Genomic DNA, 16,458 nt, shown 5'->3' on the forward strand with positions numbered 1-16,458 from the left:
ACTGTGGGACCGGTGATTACCGGATCGTCTTGTGCAGTTCTGGTCACGTGTCGACGCTATTGGCCACGTCGCGTGCAGCGCTGGCGGAAATCCGCCATCGCAGTCGGCTAGCTCTTCCAGACCACCTTGTCGGTGCCGCCGGCGTCGCGGTACACGACGCTGTCGGGCGCGGTTCCGTTACGAACGTCGAAGTAGATGCGACCCGTGGTGTAGCTGCCCGGCGCGATCGGCTGGTTGGGCAGTCCGTCGACCTCATTGCCCTTCATGTCCGCATATGTCGAGCTGTTGACGGCCCGGGCGTTGAAGTCGGAGAGGTTCGGCGTCGGTGCACCACTGACGGCGCGCGCGGTCACGTCCGAATACCAGATGCCGTCGTTGTGGCCACTCGGCTGCAGGTTGATGACGGTGTATTCGATCGCGCCGCCGGGGCTGGGAATCTCCGCGCGCTGACCGAACATCACCGCTGTGGGGTCGGCGACCGCCGGGGTCGCCACCAGGATTCCGGCGGCTGCGATGCCGGCAGCGGTTGCCATTGTTTTCGATGCGATCTGCGAGAACGCCATGTCGAGCTCCTTCCGTCACGCTCCTGTTTCCAGGAGTCGGCTGTCTTTGGTCCTTCTGAAGGGGTATCCAGAGGCAGCGACGACGAAACTGACGGCGTGAAGACCGGCCCCGCCGCCGGGGAGGCGTTGCCTAGATTGGGCATCGGCGCTTCTGTATGCATTCTGTGGTGCAGAAGAGCGCCCAGGGTGTGGCCCTGGCGGCGTACGGCCCAGCCTTCGTGGTGGAGGAATCACCGGCTCACATGACGGCTGCAGGGACTATCACCCCCGGAGGGCTGCGCTGCACCGGCGTCATGCGGCGCACCGGCCCGCGCCGTGGTCGCTGACGTGTGTACTCCAAAGACCGACCAGCGGACCGGGGCCCGAGCAGGGCGCACCCGATCGCTGGTGGTGTCGGTTGCTGACGGCAAGGAGCTTCGGCGGCACAGAAGATGGCGTCGACTTCGGCGATCAGCGCTATCACCATCGTGGGGTCGTCCAGACCCAGGGATTGGGCCAGCTCTTCTGGCGCGATGGTGTCAGGCGCCGCCGGCGCCGCAATCGTGCTGTACTGCATCACTTTTCACCTCCTTGCACTGTCGGCATGGCACCGACCATTCAAGAATGTGCCGCAGTTCGCGGGAAGTTGGCCGGCTGGTGCCGGGCTGGACAGTGTCGCAGCCCGGCACCGGCTGTTCGGTCCGGTCAGGCGTTCACCGGCTCCTTGGTCGCCGCCGTGTTGGTGACGGGGCTGCCGTCTTCGGTGATCACTCGACTTTCGTCGATGGCCTTGGCATTGCCGGCTCTGCTCACGCTGATCTTGCGCGGCTTGGCCTTCTCGGCAACCGGGATCACGAGCCGGAGCACGCCGTCTCGGTACTCCGCGGTGATCCTCCCGGTGTCCAGGTTGTTGCCCAGTACCAGCTGTCGGGAGAAGACGCCGCGTGGCCGCTCGGCGGCCAGCATTTCCCGTGACGAATCCACGGGCGCTCGTTCGGCGCGCACAGTCACCACATTGTTCTCGATATCTAGGTCGAGCGAGTCGGCGTTGATGCCGGGCAGGTCGAACTCGACGTGGAATTCGTCGCCGTCGCGCCAGGCGTCCATGGGCATCGCCGCCGGCCGGGCCGCGGTGCCGAGGACTTCTTGGGTAAAGCGATCCAGGTCCCGGAACGGGTCAGTACGCAGCAGCATCGTGGCCACCTCCATCTGTCCTTTCTCTTATGCCATCTATGCGCTTCCAGCTCGATTATCTGTATCGGCTGGCATAGATTTGTTTTAGCACTCGACGCTGGCGAGTGCAAGCACATGGCAACAAGATTTTTCGTCATGGGCGGGCAATCGCCATCGCGGAACCGGACCGGGTCTCGTGCTGGTTGCAATCGTGCAAAGGTATGGCTGTGCACCTGCGGCTCGGGTGAGGGCACGTGTCGGCGAGTCTTAGTCTGGGGTGCGATGACTGGACCGGACTCTCTCATGAAGCGCTGTCGCACAGCGCTTCACGTCGTGGTGTCCGTGTTGACCGTCGCGATCATCGGACTCGCCGGCACTCCGATGGCTCAGGCGGCCGCAGCCGGGGCGCGGTTGGTGGTGCAACACACCTGGCAGGACGGCTTCATCGCGCGCTTCGTTGTCACCAACTACAGCACCGTGCCGATGGCGGATTGGAAGATCGAGTTCGACATGCCGGTCGGGCAGTCGATCTCGCATGCGTGGAGCAGTACCTTCGCCCAATACGGCACGCACTACGTGATCACCCCGGCGAGCTGGAACCGCGTGATTCCACCCGGTGGCTCTGCCAACGGCGGCATCCGCGGAATTCTCAGCGGTACCTACACGCCACCGTCGAACTGCGTGCTCAACGGCCAGGTCTACTGCTCCTAGCGTGATGGCGGTCTGATGACGAGCGAGGCCCTGACGGACTGGCTGCTGGACTCGGATCCGACCCTGCGCTGGCAGGTCGAGCGCGACCTGCTCGACGCCACGCCGGCGGTGTGGGAGGCAACCCGGTCGCGAATCGCGACCGAGGGTTTCGGTGCACGACTGCTCGCGCTGCAGGACCCCGACGGCCAGTGGGCGGGCGGTGCGTTCTTCCCTGCGGACTTCGACTTCGACGACCCTGACGGAGCCGACGAAGGACAACCGTGGACTGCGACGACGTGGACATTGAATGCGTTGCGGGAGTGGGGACTTGATGCATCGGTGTTGCGGGAACGCCGGACCGTCGAGTTGCTCGACGAGCACTCCCGCTGGGAGTACGACGATCTGCCCTACTGGTCCGGTGAGGTGGATTGCTGCATCAATGCGTGGACCCTGGCCAACGGTGTGTGGCTCGGCGCGGATGTCAACGGCCTTGCCGGCTGGTTTCTCGAGCATCAGTTGCCCGATGGCGGGTGGAACTGCGATTGGGTCGAAGGTTCGCGCCGCGCTTCGTTTCATTCGACGCTGAATTCGCTGAAGGGACTGCTCGCGTTCGAGGCCGCCACGTCGGGTAACGCCGATATTCGGGCGGCACGCCGGCGCGGGGAGGAGTACCTGCTCGAACGCCGGTTACTCAACCGGCTCAGCACGAATCAGCCTGTGGGGCAGTGGATCAACGATTTCACCTACCCGATGCGGTGGTCGTACAGCGCCATCAACGCGGCTGAGTACTTCCGCAGCGCCGCGCTACAGGATGGCACCACTCCGGATGCGCGGGTACGCGACGCAGTCGACATCGTGCGGGCTGCCCGGCAGCCGGACGGCACCTGGTTGCAGACGGGCCGGCAGCCGGGGCGGGTGTGGTTCGAGGTCGATGTGCCGGCCGGGCAGCCCTCGAAGTGGCTCACCCTTTACGGCACACGGCTACTCGACTGGTGGGATGCCGCGGCATAACCGCGGGAACAGCCTGCAGGGCGGAGCCTTTGGCTCTCAGCTGCGGGACGCGCGGAAGGCCCGCGGGCTCATCCCGTGCCACCGGCGGAACGCCTGCGAAAAGCTCGACAGCTCAACATAACCCAGTCGACTGGCCGTCTCGGCAACGGTCAAGCGGCCGCCGATCAACATCTCTTCCGAAAGCCGCTGCCGGATTTCGTCGAGCAGTTCGCGGTATGACGTGCCCTCGGCGCCGAGTCGGTGGCGCAACGTCCGCGGGCTCATCAGCAGCGCATGGGCGATCTCGTGCGCATTCGGAGGCTGTGCCGGGGACGCCAGCAACAGGTCACGAACCTGGCCCGACAGCCCGGTCCGGCTACGCCGCTCCTCCAAGAGATTGCGGCACTGCTCCTGCGTTGCGGCGGAGTTGTAGGCGTTGGCCTGCGGCAGGGGGAGGTCGAGCAGACCGATGGGCAGAATCAGCAGATTCTCGGGTGCATCGAACTGCGGCTCAGAGTCGAATGCGGCGATGTACCGGTCGAGGTCGGCGGGGCGGCGGTGGGTGAACCGGACGCCCAAGGGTGGCAGGTCAGCCGACAGTTCCCGCTTGATCACCGCGATCGCCGTGGCCAGCCGGTCGATCTCGAATCGCCGGACGCGATCGGGCGTGCCCGGCGCCTCCAGGACGAAGTGGAACTCGTCGCCGACCACCCGGGTGCCGAGCGTCGACGACGCAAACGTGAGGTCGAGATAGCGCACACCGACGTCGATCGCACTGCGCAAGGTCGGGCTGCTGATCAACGCGAATCCGAATATGCCGTAGGTGGCAAGTCGATAGCGGAGTCCCACCTCGACACCGAGATCATCGGGATAGTCAAGTGCCTCAAGCAGATTCGTGACGACAGCCAGTTCCTGCCGCGCAGTGACTTCGGCGCTGGGACTCTGCAGGCCACGGACGGTCAGGCGCGAGCCGGCCAGACACATTTCCGGGCTGATGCCCCGTTCACTGGCCAGACCGAGCAGCACGCCGACGCTTGTCGGCGTGCGGGGGATGTCCCAATCAACCACATTGCCAAATCTAGTAAGTTGCGGCACCAAGATCGTTTTGCTTCGCCGAATTCATTGTGGCAGTTTCGGTTTCGTCCAGTAGGCGGGCGCGAAGGGCGGCGACCACGGGTGCGTCGACGCCGATTTCGCCCAGGTAGGCGTCAAAGCTGCCGAACTGCTCGTCGACCGTCCGCCACGATGCGGCGATGAAGTCGCCGTGGACCCCGAGGATCTTGTCCGAGAGTTGGGATACGTCACCGTTGCGGTCGATCACATGCTTGCGCAGCGGTTCCACGGCCTCGTTGCTCCGCAGGTAGTCGGCCAGGATGTCGGCCTCGCGGACTCCGGCAGCGCGCAGGAGCGCGGCGACGATCCAGCCCGCGCGATCCTTCCCGGCCGCGCAGTGAATGAGGACGCCGCCTTCTGCTTCCAACACCACGCGCACTGTGTATGCGAGTGCGCGCTGTCCTGTCGGCAGCAGCGGAAAACGACTGTAGGCGTACTCCAGGGCGGCCTCGAACAACTCTGGCGTGGCGACGCGTTCAGGCTCGTGAGGGGCCTTCTGCTGCCCGTCGTCGTGGACCGCCGCGGCGTGCAGCGTCACGCCCGGCGGTAGGACATCGCGACCGTTCCACGCGATCTCACTCTCGCTGCGGAGGTCGATGACGTCGGTGATCCCCAGTTCGCGCAGGTTCTTCTGACCGTCGGCGTCGAGCGCACACAGTTCCGATGATCGATAGAGAACGCCGGGCCGGATCGCACGTCCGTCGTCGGTTTGAAGGGCGCCGACGTCACGAAAGTTCCAGGCACCGGAGAGGTGGTACTGATCGACGACGGCCACGGCCGGTAGCTTACATCTGCCCTCAGCCTTGCCACTTCGAGTAAGTTTTCAGCCGCTTAGGGTCTCCCAGCTGCACGTTTTGGTTCGTAGCGTCATTGCCAACGAACAGTCGATGCGAGGAGGCCCCGATGGTTGCAGTCAACGACACCGCAGAACGGCTGGCCGGCGGCTGGGGCGGCACGGTGCTTCGCACCGGGGGAACGGTCCGCCGCTCGACCGGCCACTGGACCCCGGCCGTGCACGAGCTCCTCAAGCACCTCGAGTCGGTCGGCTTTCAGGGTGCGCCCCGGGTCTTCGGCGTCGACTCCCAAGGCCACGAGGTGCTGACCTTCATCGACGGGCAAACGGCCGCCAGTGCCGAGGGCTGGCCCGCCTGGTTGCGCTTCGAAGCGAACCTGGTGCGGGTTGCGCGTCTGCTGCGGCAGTTCCACGACGCCGTGGAGGGCTTCCGCCCGGGACCCGAACTGCACTGGCGGGACGGCAGCCGCGGCCTGCGGGACGGTGAGATCATCGGGCACAACGATGTCAGCCTCGCGAATCTGGTTGCGGACTCCACCGGCCGGATCCACTCGCTGATCGACTGGGATCACGCCGGACCGACCACTCGGCGCCGCGAACTAGCTTATGCCGTATGGCATGTCGTGGGTCTGCACGCGCGCGATCACGCCCGTGCCCGGGGCTGGTCCAAGGCTCCCGACGTCGCGCGACGCCTGCGTACATTCCTTGACGCCTACGGTCTCGACGACCGCGAAGGATTCGTAGACGACGTCATCGGACGCATCGGTGAGGCTGTCCGCTCATGCCGTGCCGCGGTGGACGCCGGCGACCACGGCGCGCGACCGTTCGTCGCGCTGCTGGAGAGCGACCTCGAGTTCGTCCGGCGGCACCGCAGTGCACTGGAGCAAACCGTGCCTGCATGACGTAGAAGTGGCCAATTCCTGGATTGCCGCACAGCAACGGCATGAGAATTGGTCAGATGCCGATCCACAGCCCGAAATTCCAGATCTGACAAGACGGAGAAACTCGTGAACATTCTCGATCAGGCAATCACCAAGGCGCAGGAAGCAATCCTCGATCCGGTGCGCAGCCGCGCGCAGTCGACCATCCCGATGCCTTTGCAGATCAAGGGCATGCACCTGTACCAGAAGACGAAGAAGTCGGTGGTCGGCGACAAGTCGCCGGTCTTCGTCGAGGCCCCGATTCCGCCCGTCGAGGATGTCGAGCTGGCAGACATCGACGTCAGTAACCCGTTCATGTTCCGTCAGGGCCGCTGGCAGGAGTACTTCAAGCGGCTGCGCGACGAGGCGCCGGTGCACTACCAGCCGAACAGCCCGTTCGGGCCCTTCTGGTCGATCACCCGGTACGACGACATCGTCACCGTCGACAAGGACAACGAGCGATTCTCCGCCGAGCCGCAGATCATCATCGGCGACCCGCCCGAGGGCCTCGACGTCGAGATGTTCATTGCCATGGACCCGCCGCGTCACGACGAGCAGCGCGGCGCGGTGCAGGGCGTGGTGGCGCCCCAGAACCTCCAGGAGATGGAGGCACTGATTCGGACCCGGGTGCAGGAGGTCCTCGACGGTCTGCCCCTGGACGAACCGTTCGACTGGGTCGACACCGTCTCGATCGAACTGACCTCACGCATGCTGGCGACGTTGCTCGACTTCCCCTACGACGAGCGCCGCAAGTTGGTCTATTGGACCGACACCGTGGCCGGCAGCGCCTCGGCCACCGGCGGTGAGGCCGACATGGATGAGATGTTCAGCGCCGCAGCCGATATGGCGCGCGCATTCAGCGCCCTCTGGTACGACAAGAAGGCGCGGTTGGCGGCGGGAGAGAAGCCCGGCTTCGACCTCATCACGCTCATGCAGTCGTCCGACGACACCAAGGACCTGATCGATCGGCCGATGGAGTTCCTCGGCAACCTGATCCTGCTGATCGTGGGCGGCAACGACACCACCCGCAATTCGATGACCGGTGGCGTGCTCGCCCTGAACCAGAACCCCGACGAGTTCGCCCGGCTGAAGGCCGATCCGGGCCTCATCACCAAGGCGGTCCACGAGATCATCCGGTGGCAGACCCCGCTGGCCTACATGCGCCGCGTCGCCAAGCAGGACACCATCCTGAACGGACAGTTCATCCGCAAGGGCGACAAACTCGTCATGTGGTACGCCTCGGCCAACCGCGACGAGCGCAAGTTCGAGAATCCGGACGACTTCATCATCGGCCGCCACAACGCCCGCCATCACCTGGCGTTCGGCATCGGCATCCACCGCTGCATGGGCAGCCGTCTCGCCGAGCTGCAGCTGAAAATCCTGTGGGAGGAGCTGCTGGCCCGGTTCGAGGACATCGAGGTTGTGGGGGAGCCCGAGTACACCCAATCCAACTTCGTAAAGGGCTACTCCAAGATGATGGTGAAGGTCACCAGGAAGCAGCCGGCCGCCACGGTGTGATGAGAGGACAGCGATGGGCTCGTTCGATGTACTGCTGGACGACGAACGGGCCCAGCTCGACGCCTTCGTGGAGGACTACCGCCGTGCCGTCGAACTGACCCTCGACGGCCTCACCGAGGAGGAGTCCCGCCGGCGCCTCGTCCCCTCAGCGACAACACTTCTCGGGTTGCTCAAGCACGTCACCTGGATGCAGCGCGTGTGGCTCGAGGAATGCGTCGGCGGCACATCCCGTCAGGCACTCGGCCTCGTGCAGAGCGTCGACGAGTCCTTCCAGCTGGATGACGACGACACCATCGCGTCGGTTCTTGCGGCGCACCGCGATGTCTGTGCGACAGCGCGGGCGGCGGTCGCCGATCTACCGCTTGACACCGTCGTGACGGGGCACCAGTCCGGGCCGCGAACCCTGCGTTGGGTCACGTTGCAGGTGCTGCGGGAGCTGGCGCACCACTGCGGGCACGCCGACATCCTGCGCGAACAGGTGCTTGCCAGTCGTGCGTGATCAGCGCGCATATCCTGGGTGATAGACGCCGCGCTGTGCGACGCCCGGCCCCCCGGGAGGCAGCGATGTTCGAGGAAGCGCAGTTGTATGCGCCGGTGACGCGGTCGGGAGATGACGTCACCGTCCATCTGGCTGCGGATCATCCTGGCGCCGTCGACCCGGAATACCGGGCCCGGCGCAACGCAATTGCCGCGCTCGCCATGGATTGGCAGCCCGGGACACCGCCGCCCGTCGCGACCTACACCGACGACGAGCAGGAGGTCTGGCGCATCGCGTGCGCCGAGCTGCACCGGCTGCACCAGCGCCGCGCCTGCACCGAGTATCTGCAGGGCAGGGAGCGGCTGGGGCTTCCCGAGGATCGGATCCCACAACTGGTAGAGGTCAATGAGAAGCTCGGGCCGCTGACCGGCTTTCAGTACGTGCCGGCGGCCGGTCTGGTGCCGCTGCGTGAGTTCTACGGACTGCTCGCTGACGGCATCTTCCACTCCACCCAGTACATCCGGCACCACTCCGTGCCGCTCTACACTCCCGAGCCGGACCTGATCCACGAGGTGGTCGGCCACGGCAACTGCCTGGCGCACGAGCGGTTCGCGGCGCTGTACCGGCTGGCCGGGCAGGCAGCACAGCGGGTGAAGACGACTGAGGCGCTTGAATTCATCTCGAAGGTCTTCTGGTTCTCGCTGGAGTTCGGTGTGGTGCGTCAGCATGGTGAGGTACGCACGTACGGCGCCGGCCTGCTCTCCTCGTTCGGCGAGATCCAGCAGATCGATGTCGCGGATTTGCGGCCATTGAACATCGCCCGGATGGGTGTGCAAACCTACGACATCACGCACTACCAACCGATTCTCTTCTGCGCCAGGGGATTCAGCGAGATCGAGGATGTCGTCGGCGGATTCTTCGCCGAGGTCGACGACACCATGGTGGAGCGCCTGGTGCACGACGCCTCTCAGGTCACGGGTAGGTGATGGCCGATTGGACGACGGCGACGCACTCGCCGAACCCGATGGTGGCCGCGCCGGGGCGATGAGCCCTTGCACTGAGCGTGATTTCGTCACCGTCTTCGAGGAACGTGCGCGTTTCCCCGTTGGGCAGCGTGATCGGGTCTGTGCCGCCGTGACTGAGCTCCAGCAGGCTGCCTTCGGAGCCGGTGTCGGGACCGGACAGGGTGCCGCTGCCGAGCAGGTCGCCGGGCTGCAGGTTGCATCCGTTGCTCGTGTGGTGAGTGACCATCTGCGCGAAGGTCCAGTACATGTGGCGGCTGGATGAGCGGGTGATCGGGTGCGGCGGCTCGCCGTCGTCGCGCATGCGGGCCGTGCTGATACGCACCTGCAGCTCGATATCGAGCCCACCGCTCGCACGGTGCCGCGGGCTGTCGAGGTAGGGCAGGGGAGCGGGATCACCCTCGGGACGATCGAACGGAGTCCGGAACGGCGCCAAGGCTTCTGGAGTAATCACCCAGGGAGAGACCGTGGTGCCGAAGCTCTTCGCCAGGAATGGGCCAAGAGGCTGGTATTCCCAGGCCTGCACGTCGCGGGCGGACCAGTCGTTGAGCAGGCAGAAACCGGCGATGTGGGATTCGGCGTCATCGATGCGCACCGGCGTGCCGAGGCGGTTCCCTGGGCCGATCCACGCGCCGAGCTCCAGCTCGAAATCCAGGCGCCGCGTGGGTGCCAGCACGGGCGCCGACGCATCCGCGGCCTTCAGCTGCCCATTCGGTCGGCCGATCGGGATCCCACTGACGCGCACGCTGGAGGCGCGTCCGTGATAGCCGATGGGTACCCATTTGTAGTTGGGAAGAAGGGGATTGTCGGGCCGGAACAGCGCACCGACGCTACGGGCGTGATGGATGCCGACGTAGAAATCGGTGTAGTCGCCGATGCGGGCGGGCAGTAGGACGTCGACGTCACGCAGTGGGATGAGCAGCGCCGAAACGGCATGCTGCTGCGGCGCACCCTCGGCAAGCAGTGCGTGCAGCGCCCTACGAAGGGCTACACGGGGACCAGACCCCAAGGCGAACAACGCATTCAATGCTCCGTCCGCCCCGGCTTCGGCCGCCGCCTGTGCCTCTCCGGTGAGCAGCCCGGACTCGGCGAGGCCACTCAGATGCAGAACCATGTCGCCGATCCGGACAACACCGCGCGGTTCGTCGTCGGCAGCGGCCACCACGCCGAACGGAAGGTTCTGCAGCGAAAAGTCAGTATCGGGGCCCGCGGAGGCCACCCAACTCCGTCGGCCCGGATCGTGGGTGAAGTCCAGTGCTGTCACGGCTTGTCCGGATCGAATCGTTTGACCAGCCCACTCCAGCAGTCGGCGTAATCTTGTTGCCGCTGAGGATGATTGGCGGCGTAGGAGGTCACCTGCTGCGGGAACCGGGACTCGAACATGAAGGCCAGTGTGTTCTCCTGTTTGACCGGCTTGAGTTCCTCGGTGCTGGCAGCCTGAAATGCGTTGGCGTCCGGACCATGTGGCGTCATGCTGTTGTGCAGACTGACGCCGCCGGGTACGAAGCCGTTCGGCTTGGCGTCGTACACGCCGCGCACGAGTCCCATGAACTCGCTCATGACGTTCACGTGGTACCACGGCGGCCGGAAGGTGTCTTCGGCGACCATCCACCGCTCGGGGAAGCAGACGAAATCGACGTTGGCCGTTCCCGGCGTCTCGCTCGGCGAGCTGAGCACCGTGAAGATCGATGGGTCGGCATGGTCGAACAGCACCGGGCCGACGGGGGAGAATCGCCGCATGTCGTACTTGTACGGTGCGTAATTGCCATGCCAGGCAACGACATCCAGCGGTGACTGGGCGATGTCCGCCCGCCACAGCGTGCCGCCCCATTTCACATACATCGTGGACGGGACGTCCCGATCCTCATAGGCCGCGACCGGTGTCAGGAAGTCGCGCGAATTGGCCAGGCAGTTGGCGCCGATCGGGCCGCGCTCGGGAAGAGTGAATGGGACGCCGTAGTTTTCACACAGATAGCCGCGGGCCGGACCGTCGGGCACCTCGATGCGCATCTTCACACCGCGGGGGATGACGACGATCTCGCAGGGCTCGGCGTCGATGATCCCGAACTCGGTACAGAATCGAACATTGCCGTGCTCGAGGACGAACAGCATTTCGGCGTCGCCGTTGTAGAAGTAGGCGTCCACCATCGATGACGTGATGGTGTAGATGCTGTTGGCGAATCCGCTGCGGGTGTTGACGTCCCCGCCGGTGGTGACGGTACGGACGCCGGTGACGAACGTCGTGTCCTCGACCGCGGGATCCGGCAGCGGAAAGGGGTTCCAGCGCATTTGGGCAATGGGAACGGCAGGAGCGTGGTCGGGTGCGGAGCGCCAGTGCTCGACGGGGACGGCGGTGAAATCGCCCCAGTGGGCCACGCTCGGCCGAATCCGGTACAGCCACGATCGTTTGTTGGCGGCGCGGGGTGCGGTGAACGGCGACCCGCTGAGCTGCTCGGCATAGAGGCCGTAGGCGCACCGCTGCGGAGAGTTGCGGCCGATGGGCAATGCGCCGGGCAGCGCTTCGCTCTCGAAGCTGTTGCCGAAACCGCTTTGGTACCCGGACATCACAGGTTCCCGCGCTTTTCCTGCTCACGCTCGATGGATTCGAAGAGCGCCTTGAAGTTTCCCTTGCCGAAACCCAGTGAACCGTGGCGTTCGATGAGTTCGAAGAACACGGTGGGCCGGTCTCCCAACGGCTTGGTGAAGATCTGCAGCAGATAGCCGTCCTCGTCACGGTCGACCAGGATGCCGCGCTGTTGCAGTTCCTCGACCGGTACGCGCACCTCGCCGATGCGGGCACGCAGTTCCGGGTCCTCGTAGTACGTGTCCGGGGTGTCGAGGAACTGCACGCCCTGCCGGCGGAGCTCGTCGACGCTGGCCAAGATGTCGTTGGTGGCCAGCGCCAGGTGCTGCACTCCCGGTCCGCGATAGAACTCGAGATACTCGTCGATCTGCGACTTGCGCTTCGCCACGGCCGGTTCGTTGAGCGGGAACTTCACCCGATGGTTGCCGTTGGCGACCACCTTCGACATCAGCGCCGAGTAGTCGGTGGCGATGTCGTCGCCGATGAACTCGGCCAGGTTCACAAATCCCATGACTCGGTTGTAGAAACCGACCCACTCGTCCATCTTGCCGAGTTCGACGTTGCCGACGACGTGGTCGAGGGCCTGGAACAGGCGTGGGGGCGCACCGTCGCGTCTGACCTGGCCACTGGTCGCCGGCTGGTAGCCCGGCAGGTAGGGGCCGTTGTAGCGGACGCCGGCGACTTCGCGTTGCACCAGAGTGTGCCGGGTCTGCCCGTAGGTCGCGATGGCGGCCACGCGCACGGTGCCGTGGTCATCAGAGACGTTGTGCGGTTCGTCGAGGACCGTCGCGCCGGCGGCCTTGGCCTGGGCAATGCACTTGTCGACGTCGGGCACCTCCAACGAGATGTCGATGACGCCGTCGCCGTGGGTGGCGTGGTGCGTGATCAGGGGGCTGTCGGGACTCACTGCGCCCTTGAGCACGAACCGCACCGATCCCGACCGCAAGACGAACGCCTTGTGGTCGCGATTGCCGTGTTCGGGCCCCGAGTAGGCGACCAGTTCCATGCCCCATGTCGATTGGAAGTAGCTCGCTGCCTCGGTGGCATTGCCGACGACGAAAACGATGGCATCCCAACCGGTTACGGGGAACGGGTCATTACTGGGGTCGTACTCCACCAGGCCCACCAGCTGCTTGAGCTGGTTGACGTCGAGCCGGGCCTGCTTCTCCTGGTCGGTCAGGGCGCTCTGGTTCGCCATGTAGACATTCTTCTCCCAAAGGCGGGATTACTCGATGAATTCGCCGCCGTGTTCCGTACGGCCGCGTTCACCGGCGGGAACCTCGGCGAGCGCACAGTGATAGTGGTGACTCGGGGGTTCCTCGTCCGGTTCGTCGGCGAGCAGGTCGTTGGAGATCGTCGCGAACGCGAGCGCTCCGCCGAGGGCCGCAAGGCCGGCCGAGATCAGCATCGCCGTGTGGAAGCCGGCGGTGATCGCGGCGGGTGATCGGAAGGCGTCACCCGTCAGCCCGGACAGCGGGGGCAGCAAGGCGACGGCCAGCAGCCCCGCGGTGCGTGCCACCGCGTTGTTGACTCCAGAGGCGACACCGGCGTGGCGCTCATCAGCGGCTGCGAGGGCGGCGGCCGTGACGGGTGCGACCGTCGCCGCGAGCCCCAACCCGAAGACGACCACGGCGGGGAGCACGACGGTGCTGTACGAGGCGCCCGGGCCGATCCGCGTCATCAGCACCATGCCGGCCGCGATCACGAGCGGACCGATGGTCAGCGGCAGTCGTGGACCGATGCGCTGAGCGAGAGCACCGGACGCCGACGACAGGGCCAGCATGATCGCCGTGACCGGCAGCGTGGCGGCGCCGGCGGCGACGGGGGAGTATCCGAGCCCGGTTTGGAGAACGACCACAAGCAGGAAGAAGACGCCACCGAGTGCGGTGTACACGACGAAGGTCACCGCGTTGGCGCTCGTGAACTGCCGTGAGGAGAAAATGCCCAGCGGCAGCATGGGATTCGCGGTGCGCCGTTCGATCACGACAAATGCGACCAGGGCAATGACACCGAGCACCCCGGCTGCGAGAACGACCGGAGAATCCCAGCCGCGGTTGGGTCCTTCCACGACCGCGTAGGTCGTACCAGCGAGCCCTGCCGTCGCCGCGGTCGCTCCCGCATAGTCGAGACGGCCGGCGGTCGACGGGTCGCGACTCTCGGGCACGTGGCGTACTGCGAGCCACGCGACCAGGCAGCCCAACGGCACATTGATCAGAAAGATGGCACGCCAATTGATCGCCTGCACCAGATAGCCGCCGAGTAGCGGACCGATTGCCGCGGCGACGCCGCCCAGGGCCGACCACGCGCCGATCGCCTTCGCACGGTCGGTCGGCATGAATACCGATTGGATGATGGCGAGGCTGCCCGGTGTCAGTAGCGCGCCGCCGATGCCCTGCAAAGCGCGTGCCGCGATGAGCATTTCGGCGTTGGGTGCCACCGCACAGATCGCTGAGGCCACCGTGAACCACGCCACGCCGACTACGAACACCCGCTTGCGGCCCAATCTGTCGCCAAGGCTGCCCGACAGCAGGATCAACGCGGCGAGTGTCACCGAATAGGCGCTGACCACCAGTTGCAGGCCGCCGACCTCGGCGTTGAGATCCTGCCCGATTGCCGGTAGCGCGACGTTGACGACTGTCGCGTCGAGCTGCGCCATGCCCGACCCCAGAACGGTGGCGGCGAGAACCCAGCGTCCTGCCGCGCTGCCGAAACGTACGCCGAAAGGTCGGCTGCCAGCACCGCTCATGCTCGAAGCGATGATCTGTTCGCGAACATTTGTGATCCCCACTGAATCGCTGTCCTGCCGTCAGTGACCGCGCTGATGCGCTGTAAACCTTCGCACAGCATGACCGCTGAGCGGACCGATCGAAGCGATTCGGTGTCGCCCCAGCGGTAACGTGCCGATATGGCAGGACTGACGGAGGGGAGCGTCGATCCCGCGTTCACCGCTGTGCGCGACATCTTCGAGGCAAGCTTCGCCGACGGACAGAACTGGGGCGCTGCCGTCTCGGTCGTGATCGATGGCAGACCCGTGGTCGATCTGTGGGGCGGGGTCGCTGACACGCGCTCTGGCCGACGCTGGGAGCGCGACACGGCGTGCGTCACCTTCTCGTGTACCAAGGCGGTAACCGCGACGGCCGCGCTGATGGTGGCGGAGCGCCACGGTATCGACTTGGAAGCGCCAGTGGTGAGTTGGTGGCCCGAGTACGGCGCGGCGGACAAAGGCGAAACCACGAGTGCGCATCTGCTGTCGCATGCGGCCGGCCTACCCGCTGTGGAGCGTCCCGTTTCGATCGAGCAGGCCGCCGATCCGGAACTGATGGCGGGTCTGCTCGCCGCTCAGCGTCCGTTGTGGGAGCCGGGATCGAGGCACGGCTATCACGCATTCACGTTCGGCTGGCTGGCCGGCGAGATCGTTCGCCGGCACGCGAAAACCACTGTGGGCGAATATGTTCGATCGACCGTCAGCGCGGACCTCATGATCGGCGCCAGCGCAGCCGCACTCGACGGTATCGCCCGTACCGGTTTCCCCGACGCGAGCGAACAGCAATGGGCAACGGACACAACCACAATCCCCGCCACGACGGTCGCACGGCTCGTCGAGGCTTATCGCGATCCACAATCCTTGTTCACCCATGCCACCGCCAATCCGCCCGCGCGCTACAACCATCCCGACGTTCTGGCAGCCGGCTGGCCGGCGAGCGGATTGATAACCACCGCGCGCGCACTGGCCGAGTTCTACGCACGGCTGAGTGCCGGCGAGCTGTTGCGTCCGGAGACTCTGGACGACGCAATCCGTCCGCGGCACAGCGGGTCTGATGCTGTCATGGTCCTCGACTCCAGCTACGGACTGGGGTACATGCGACCGTCTCAGCTGTTCTCGTTTCCGCAGAATGCCGGACCTGGGGCATTCGGGCATCCCGGTGCGGGTGGCGCGTTCGCGTTCGGCGACGCCGGTAATCAACTGGCGTTCGCGTTCGTGCCCAACCTACGTCGCGACGCGCTGGCCGGGGATCGCCGTGCAAGCGATCTCATCGAAGCCACCTACGCCGCGTTGTGAGCGAATGATCAGCGGTTGGTTGACTTTTCGTCACGCCGCCGGCCGAGTTGACGGAAGCCCGGGTGTACCGCCGGTGTCAGGCCCTGCTCGTCGGCGAGGGTCGCGAGCAGTTCGTTGAGCGTCTTGCGTTGTTGGCTGGTCAAGCCGGACGTCAGCTCTTGTTCGTGCTCGCGAGCGATCTCCGAAAGCGTCTGCATCAACTTTTCGCCCGATTTGGTCAGGTACAACGCGTACAGACGCCGGTCGGTCGGGTTTCGCCGGCGCTCGACCTCACCTCGTGACTCGAGTTCGTCGAGGTATGCGACCACCCGGCTGGGCAGCAGACCCAGCAGCCCGCTCAGTTCCTGCTGACTGAGGCCCGGCCGGGTGGCGATCATCCGCAAGATGCCGGCGTGTGGCGGCGTCAGCTTCACGGCCACAAGGCGTTCGGCGAACAACTGAGCGGCGTGGTGGCCGAGCTGGGCGAGCAGGAACGCAACACCGCCCCGCTGCTGGGCGCTGGAAGCTGATGACATGGACGAACAATACACGGACGAAACCGTTCACTTTGTGAATGAGGTTGACGTGTCCAGTTC

The 16,458-nt window shown here is 65.5% G+C and carries 15 protein-coding genes and 1 pseudogene; 7 read left to right on the plus strand and 9 right to left on the minus strand.

The annotated features are described in order from the left end of the window. Positions 1 to 107: 107 nt before the first annotated feature. Together BR47_RS0105565 and BR47_RS29785 are read right to left on the minus strand one after the other, a co-directional pair. Complete coding sequence (locus BR47_RS0105565; RefSeq protein ID WP_020100310.1) at positions 108 to 563, minus strand: DUF1942 domain-containing protein; 456 nt, start codon at positions 561 to 563, stop codon at positions 108 to 110. Between the two features lie 684 nt (positions 564 to 1,247). Then, positions 1,248 to 1,736 (minus strand): Hsp20/alpha crystallin family protein, encoded by a 489-nt coding sequence (locus tag BR47_RS29785; RefSeq protein ID WP_081633360.1) that lies wholly within the window; start codon positions 1,734 to 1,736, stop codon positions 1,248 to 1,250. A gap of 261 nt (positions 1,737 to 1,997) precedes the next feature. Here BR47_RS29785 and BR47_RS0105580 point away from each other — a divergent pair, with 261 nt between their 5' ends. Both BR47_RS0105580 and BR47_RS0105585 read left to right on the plus strand, forming a co-directional pair. Further along, the gene (locus BR47_RS0105580) at positions 1,998 to 2,426 is read left to right on the plus strand and encodes a cellulose-binding domain-containing protein (protein WP_029104952.1); all 429 of its coding nucleotides are present in this window, start codon (positions 1,998 to 2,000) and stop codon (positions 2,424 to 2,426) included. 15 nt (positions 2,427 to 2,441) lie between these two features. Then, positions 2,442 to 3,416, plus strand: coding sequence for a prenyltransferase/squalene oxidase repeat-containing protein (locus BR47_RS0105585; RefSeq protein WP_029118850.1), 975 nt, complete (start codon positions 2,442 to 2,444; stop codon positions 3,414 to 3,416). 36 nt (positions 3,417 to 3,452) lie between these two features. Here the strand turns inward: BR47_RS0105585 and BR47_RS0105590 are convergent, their stop codons facing one another. Both BR47_RS0105590 and BR47_RS0105595 read right to left on the minus strand, forming a co-directional pair. After that, entirely contained in the window at positions 3,453 to 4,463 is a 1,011-nt protein-coding gene (locus tag BR47_RS0105590) for an AraC family transcriptional regulator (protein WP_029118851.1), read from the minus strand. A gap of 10 nt (positions 4,464 to 4,473) precedes the next feature. Next, a complete protein-coding gene (locus tag BR47_RS0105595; RefSeq protein ID WP_029118852.1) occupies positions 4,474 to 5,283 on the minus strand; it encodes a tyrosine-protein phosphatase in 810 nt (269 codons plus the stop codon). A 128-nt stretch (positions 5,284 to 5,411) separates the two neighbouring features. Here BR47_RS0105595 and BR47_RS0105600 point away from each other — a divergent pair, with 128 nt between their 5' ends. The 4 genes and pseudogenes from BR47_RS0105600 (at position 5,412) to BR47_RS0105615 (ending at position 9,203) form a co-directional block, all read left to right on the plus strand. Continuing rightward, the gene (locus BR47_RS0105600; protein WP_029118853.1) at positions 5,412 to 6,203 is read left to right on the plus strand and encodes a protein kinase family protein; all 792 of its coding nucleotides are present in this window, start codon (positions 5,412 to 5,414) and stop codon (positions 6,201 to 6,203) included. 189 nt (positions 6,204 to 6,392) lie between these two features. Continuing rightward, positions 6,393 to 7,712 (plus strand): annotated as a pseudogene (locus tag BR47_RS0105605) (cytochrome P450); the annotation flags it as partial. A 40-nt stretch (positions 7,713 to 7,752) separates the two neighbouring features. Next, a complete protein-coding gene (locus tag BR47_RS0105610; protein WP_029118855.1) occupies positions 7,753 to 8,238 on the plus strand; it encodes a DinB family protein in 486 nt (161 codons plus the stop codon). A 65-nt stretch (positions 8,239 to 8,303) separates the two neighbouring features. After that, positions 8,304 to 9,203: a phenylalanine 4-monooxygenase gene (locus tag BR47_RS0105615; RefSeq protein WP_036426729.1), complete on the plus strand. Its 900-nt coding sequence runs from the start codon at positions 8,304 to 8,306 to the stop codon at positions 9,201 to 9,203. Here the strand turns inward: BR47_RS0105615 and fahA are convergent. Genes fahA through BR47_RS29790 form a run of 4 tightly spaced genes read right to left on the minus strand, consistent with a single transcriptional unit; the run spans position 9,190 to position 14,569 of the window. Next, positions 9,190 to 10,503, minus strand: a complete 1,314-nt coding sequence (gene fahA / locus BR47_RS0105620) for a fumarylacetoacetase (protein WP_029118857.1) — start codon at positions 10,501 to 10,503, stop codon at positions 9,190 to 9,192. The genes BR47_RS0105615 and fahA overlap by 14 nt on opposite strands. Then, positions 10,500 to 11,804: a homogentisate 1,2-dioxygenase gene (hmgA, locus tag BR47_RS0105625; protein WP_029118858.1), complete on the minus strand. Its 1,305-nt coding sequence runs from the start codon at positions 11,802 to 11,804 to the stop codon at positions 10,500 to 10,502. The genes fahA and hmgA overlap by 4 nt, the downstream gene beginning before the upstream one ends. Further along, a complete protein-coding gene (hppD, locus tag BR47_RS0105630; protein ID WP_029118859.1) occupies positions 11,804 to 13,021 on the minus strand; it encodes a 4-hydroxyphenylpyruvate dioxygenase in 1,218 nt (405 codons plus the stop codon). Before hppD ends, hmgA begins: the two co-directional genes overlap by 1 nt. A 27-nt stretch (positions 13,022 to 13,048) precedes the next feature. Continuing rightward, positions 13,049 to 14,569 (minus strand): DHA2 family efflux MFS transporter permease subunit, encoded by a 1,521-nt coding sequence (locus tag BR47_RS29790; protein WP_051634651.1) that lies wholly within the window; start codon positions 14,567 to 14,569, stop codon positions 13,049 to 13,051. A 204-nt stretch (positions 14,570 to 14,773) separates the two neighbouring features. Here BR47_RS29790 and BR47_RS0105640 point away from each other — a divergent pair, with 204 nt between their 5' ends. Beyond that, positions 14,774 to 15,883 carry a serine hydrolase domain-containing protein gene (locus BR47_RS0105640; RefSeq protein WP_231506661.1) on the plus strand — a complete coding sequence of 370 codons (1,110 nt, stop codon included), beginning with the start codon at positions 14,774 to 14,776 and terminating at the stop codon, positions 15,881 to 15,883. An 8-nt stretch (positions 15,884 to 15,891) separates the two neighbouring features. On the opposite strand, the gene BR47_RS0105645 is transcribed toward BR47_RS0105640, so the two are convergent. Further along, positions 15,892 to 16,398 carry a MarR family winged helix-turn-helix transcriptional regulator gene (locus BR47_RS0105645; RefSeq protein ID WP_029118861.1) on the minus strand — a complete coding sequence of 169 codons (507 nt, stop codon included), beginning with the start codon at positions 16,396 to 16,398 and terminating at the stop codon, positions 15,892 to 15,894. Between the last annotated feature and the right edge of the window lie 60 nt (positions 16,399 to 16,458).

Source organism: Mycobacterium sp. UNC410CL29Cvi84 (genome assembly GCF_000686745.1).
Classification (GTDB): Bacteria; Actinomycetota; Actinomycetes; order Mycobacteriales; family Mycobacteriaceae; genus Mycobacterium; species Mycobacterium mucogenicum_B.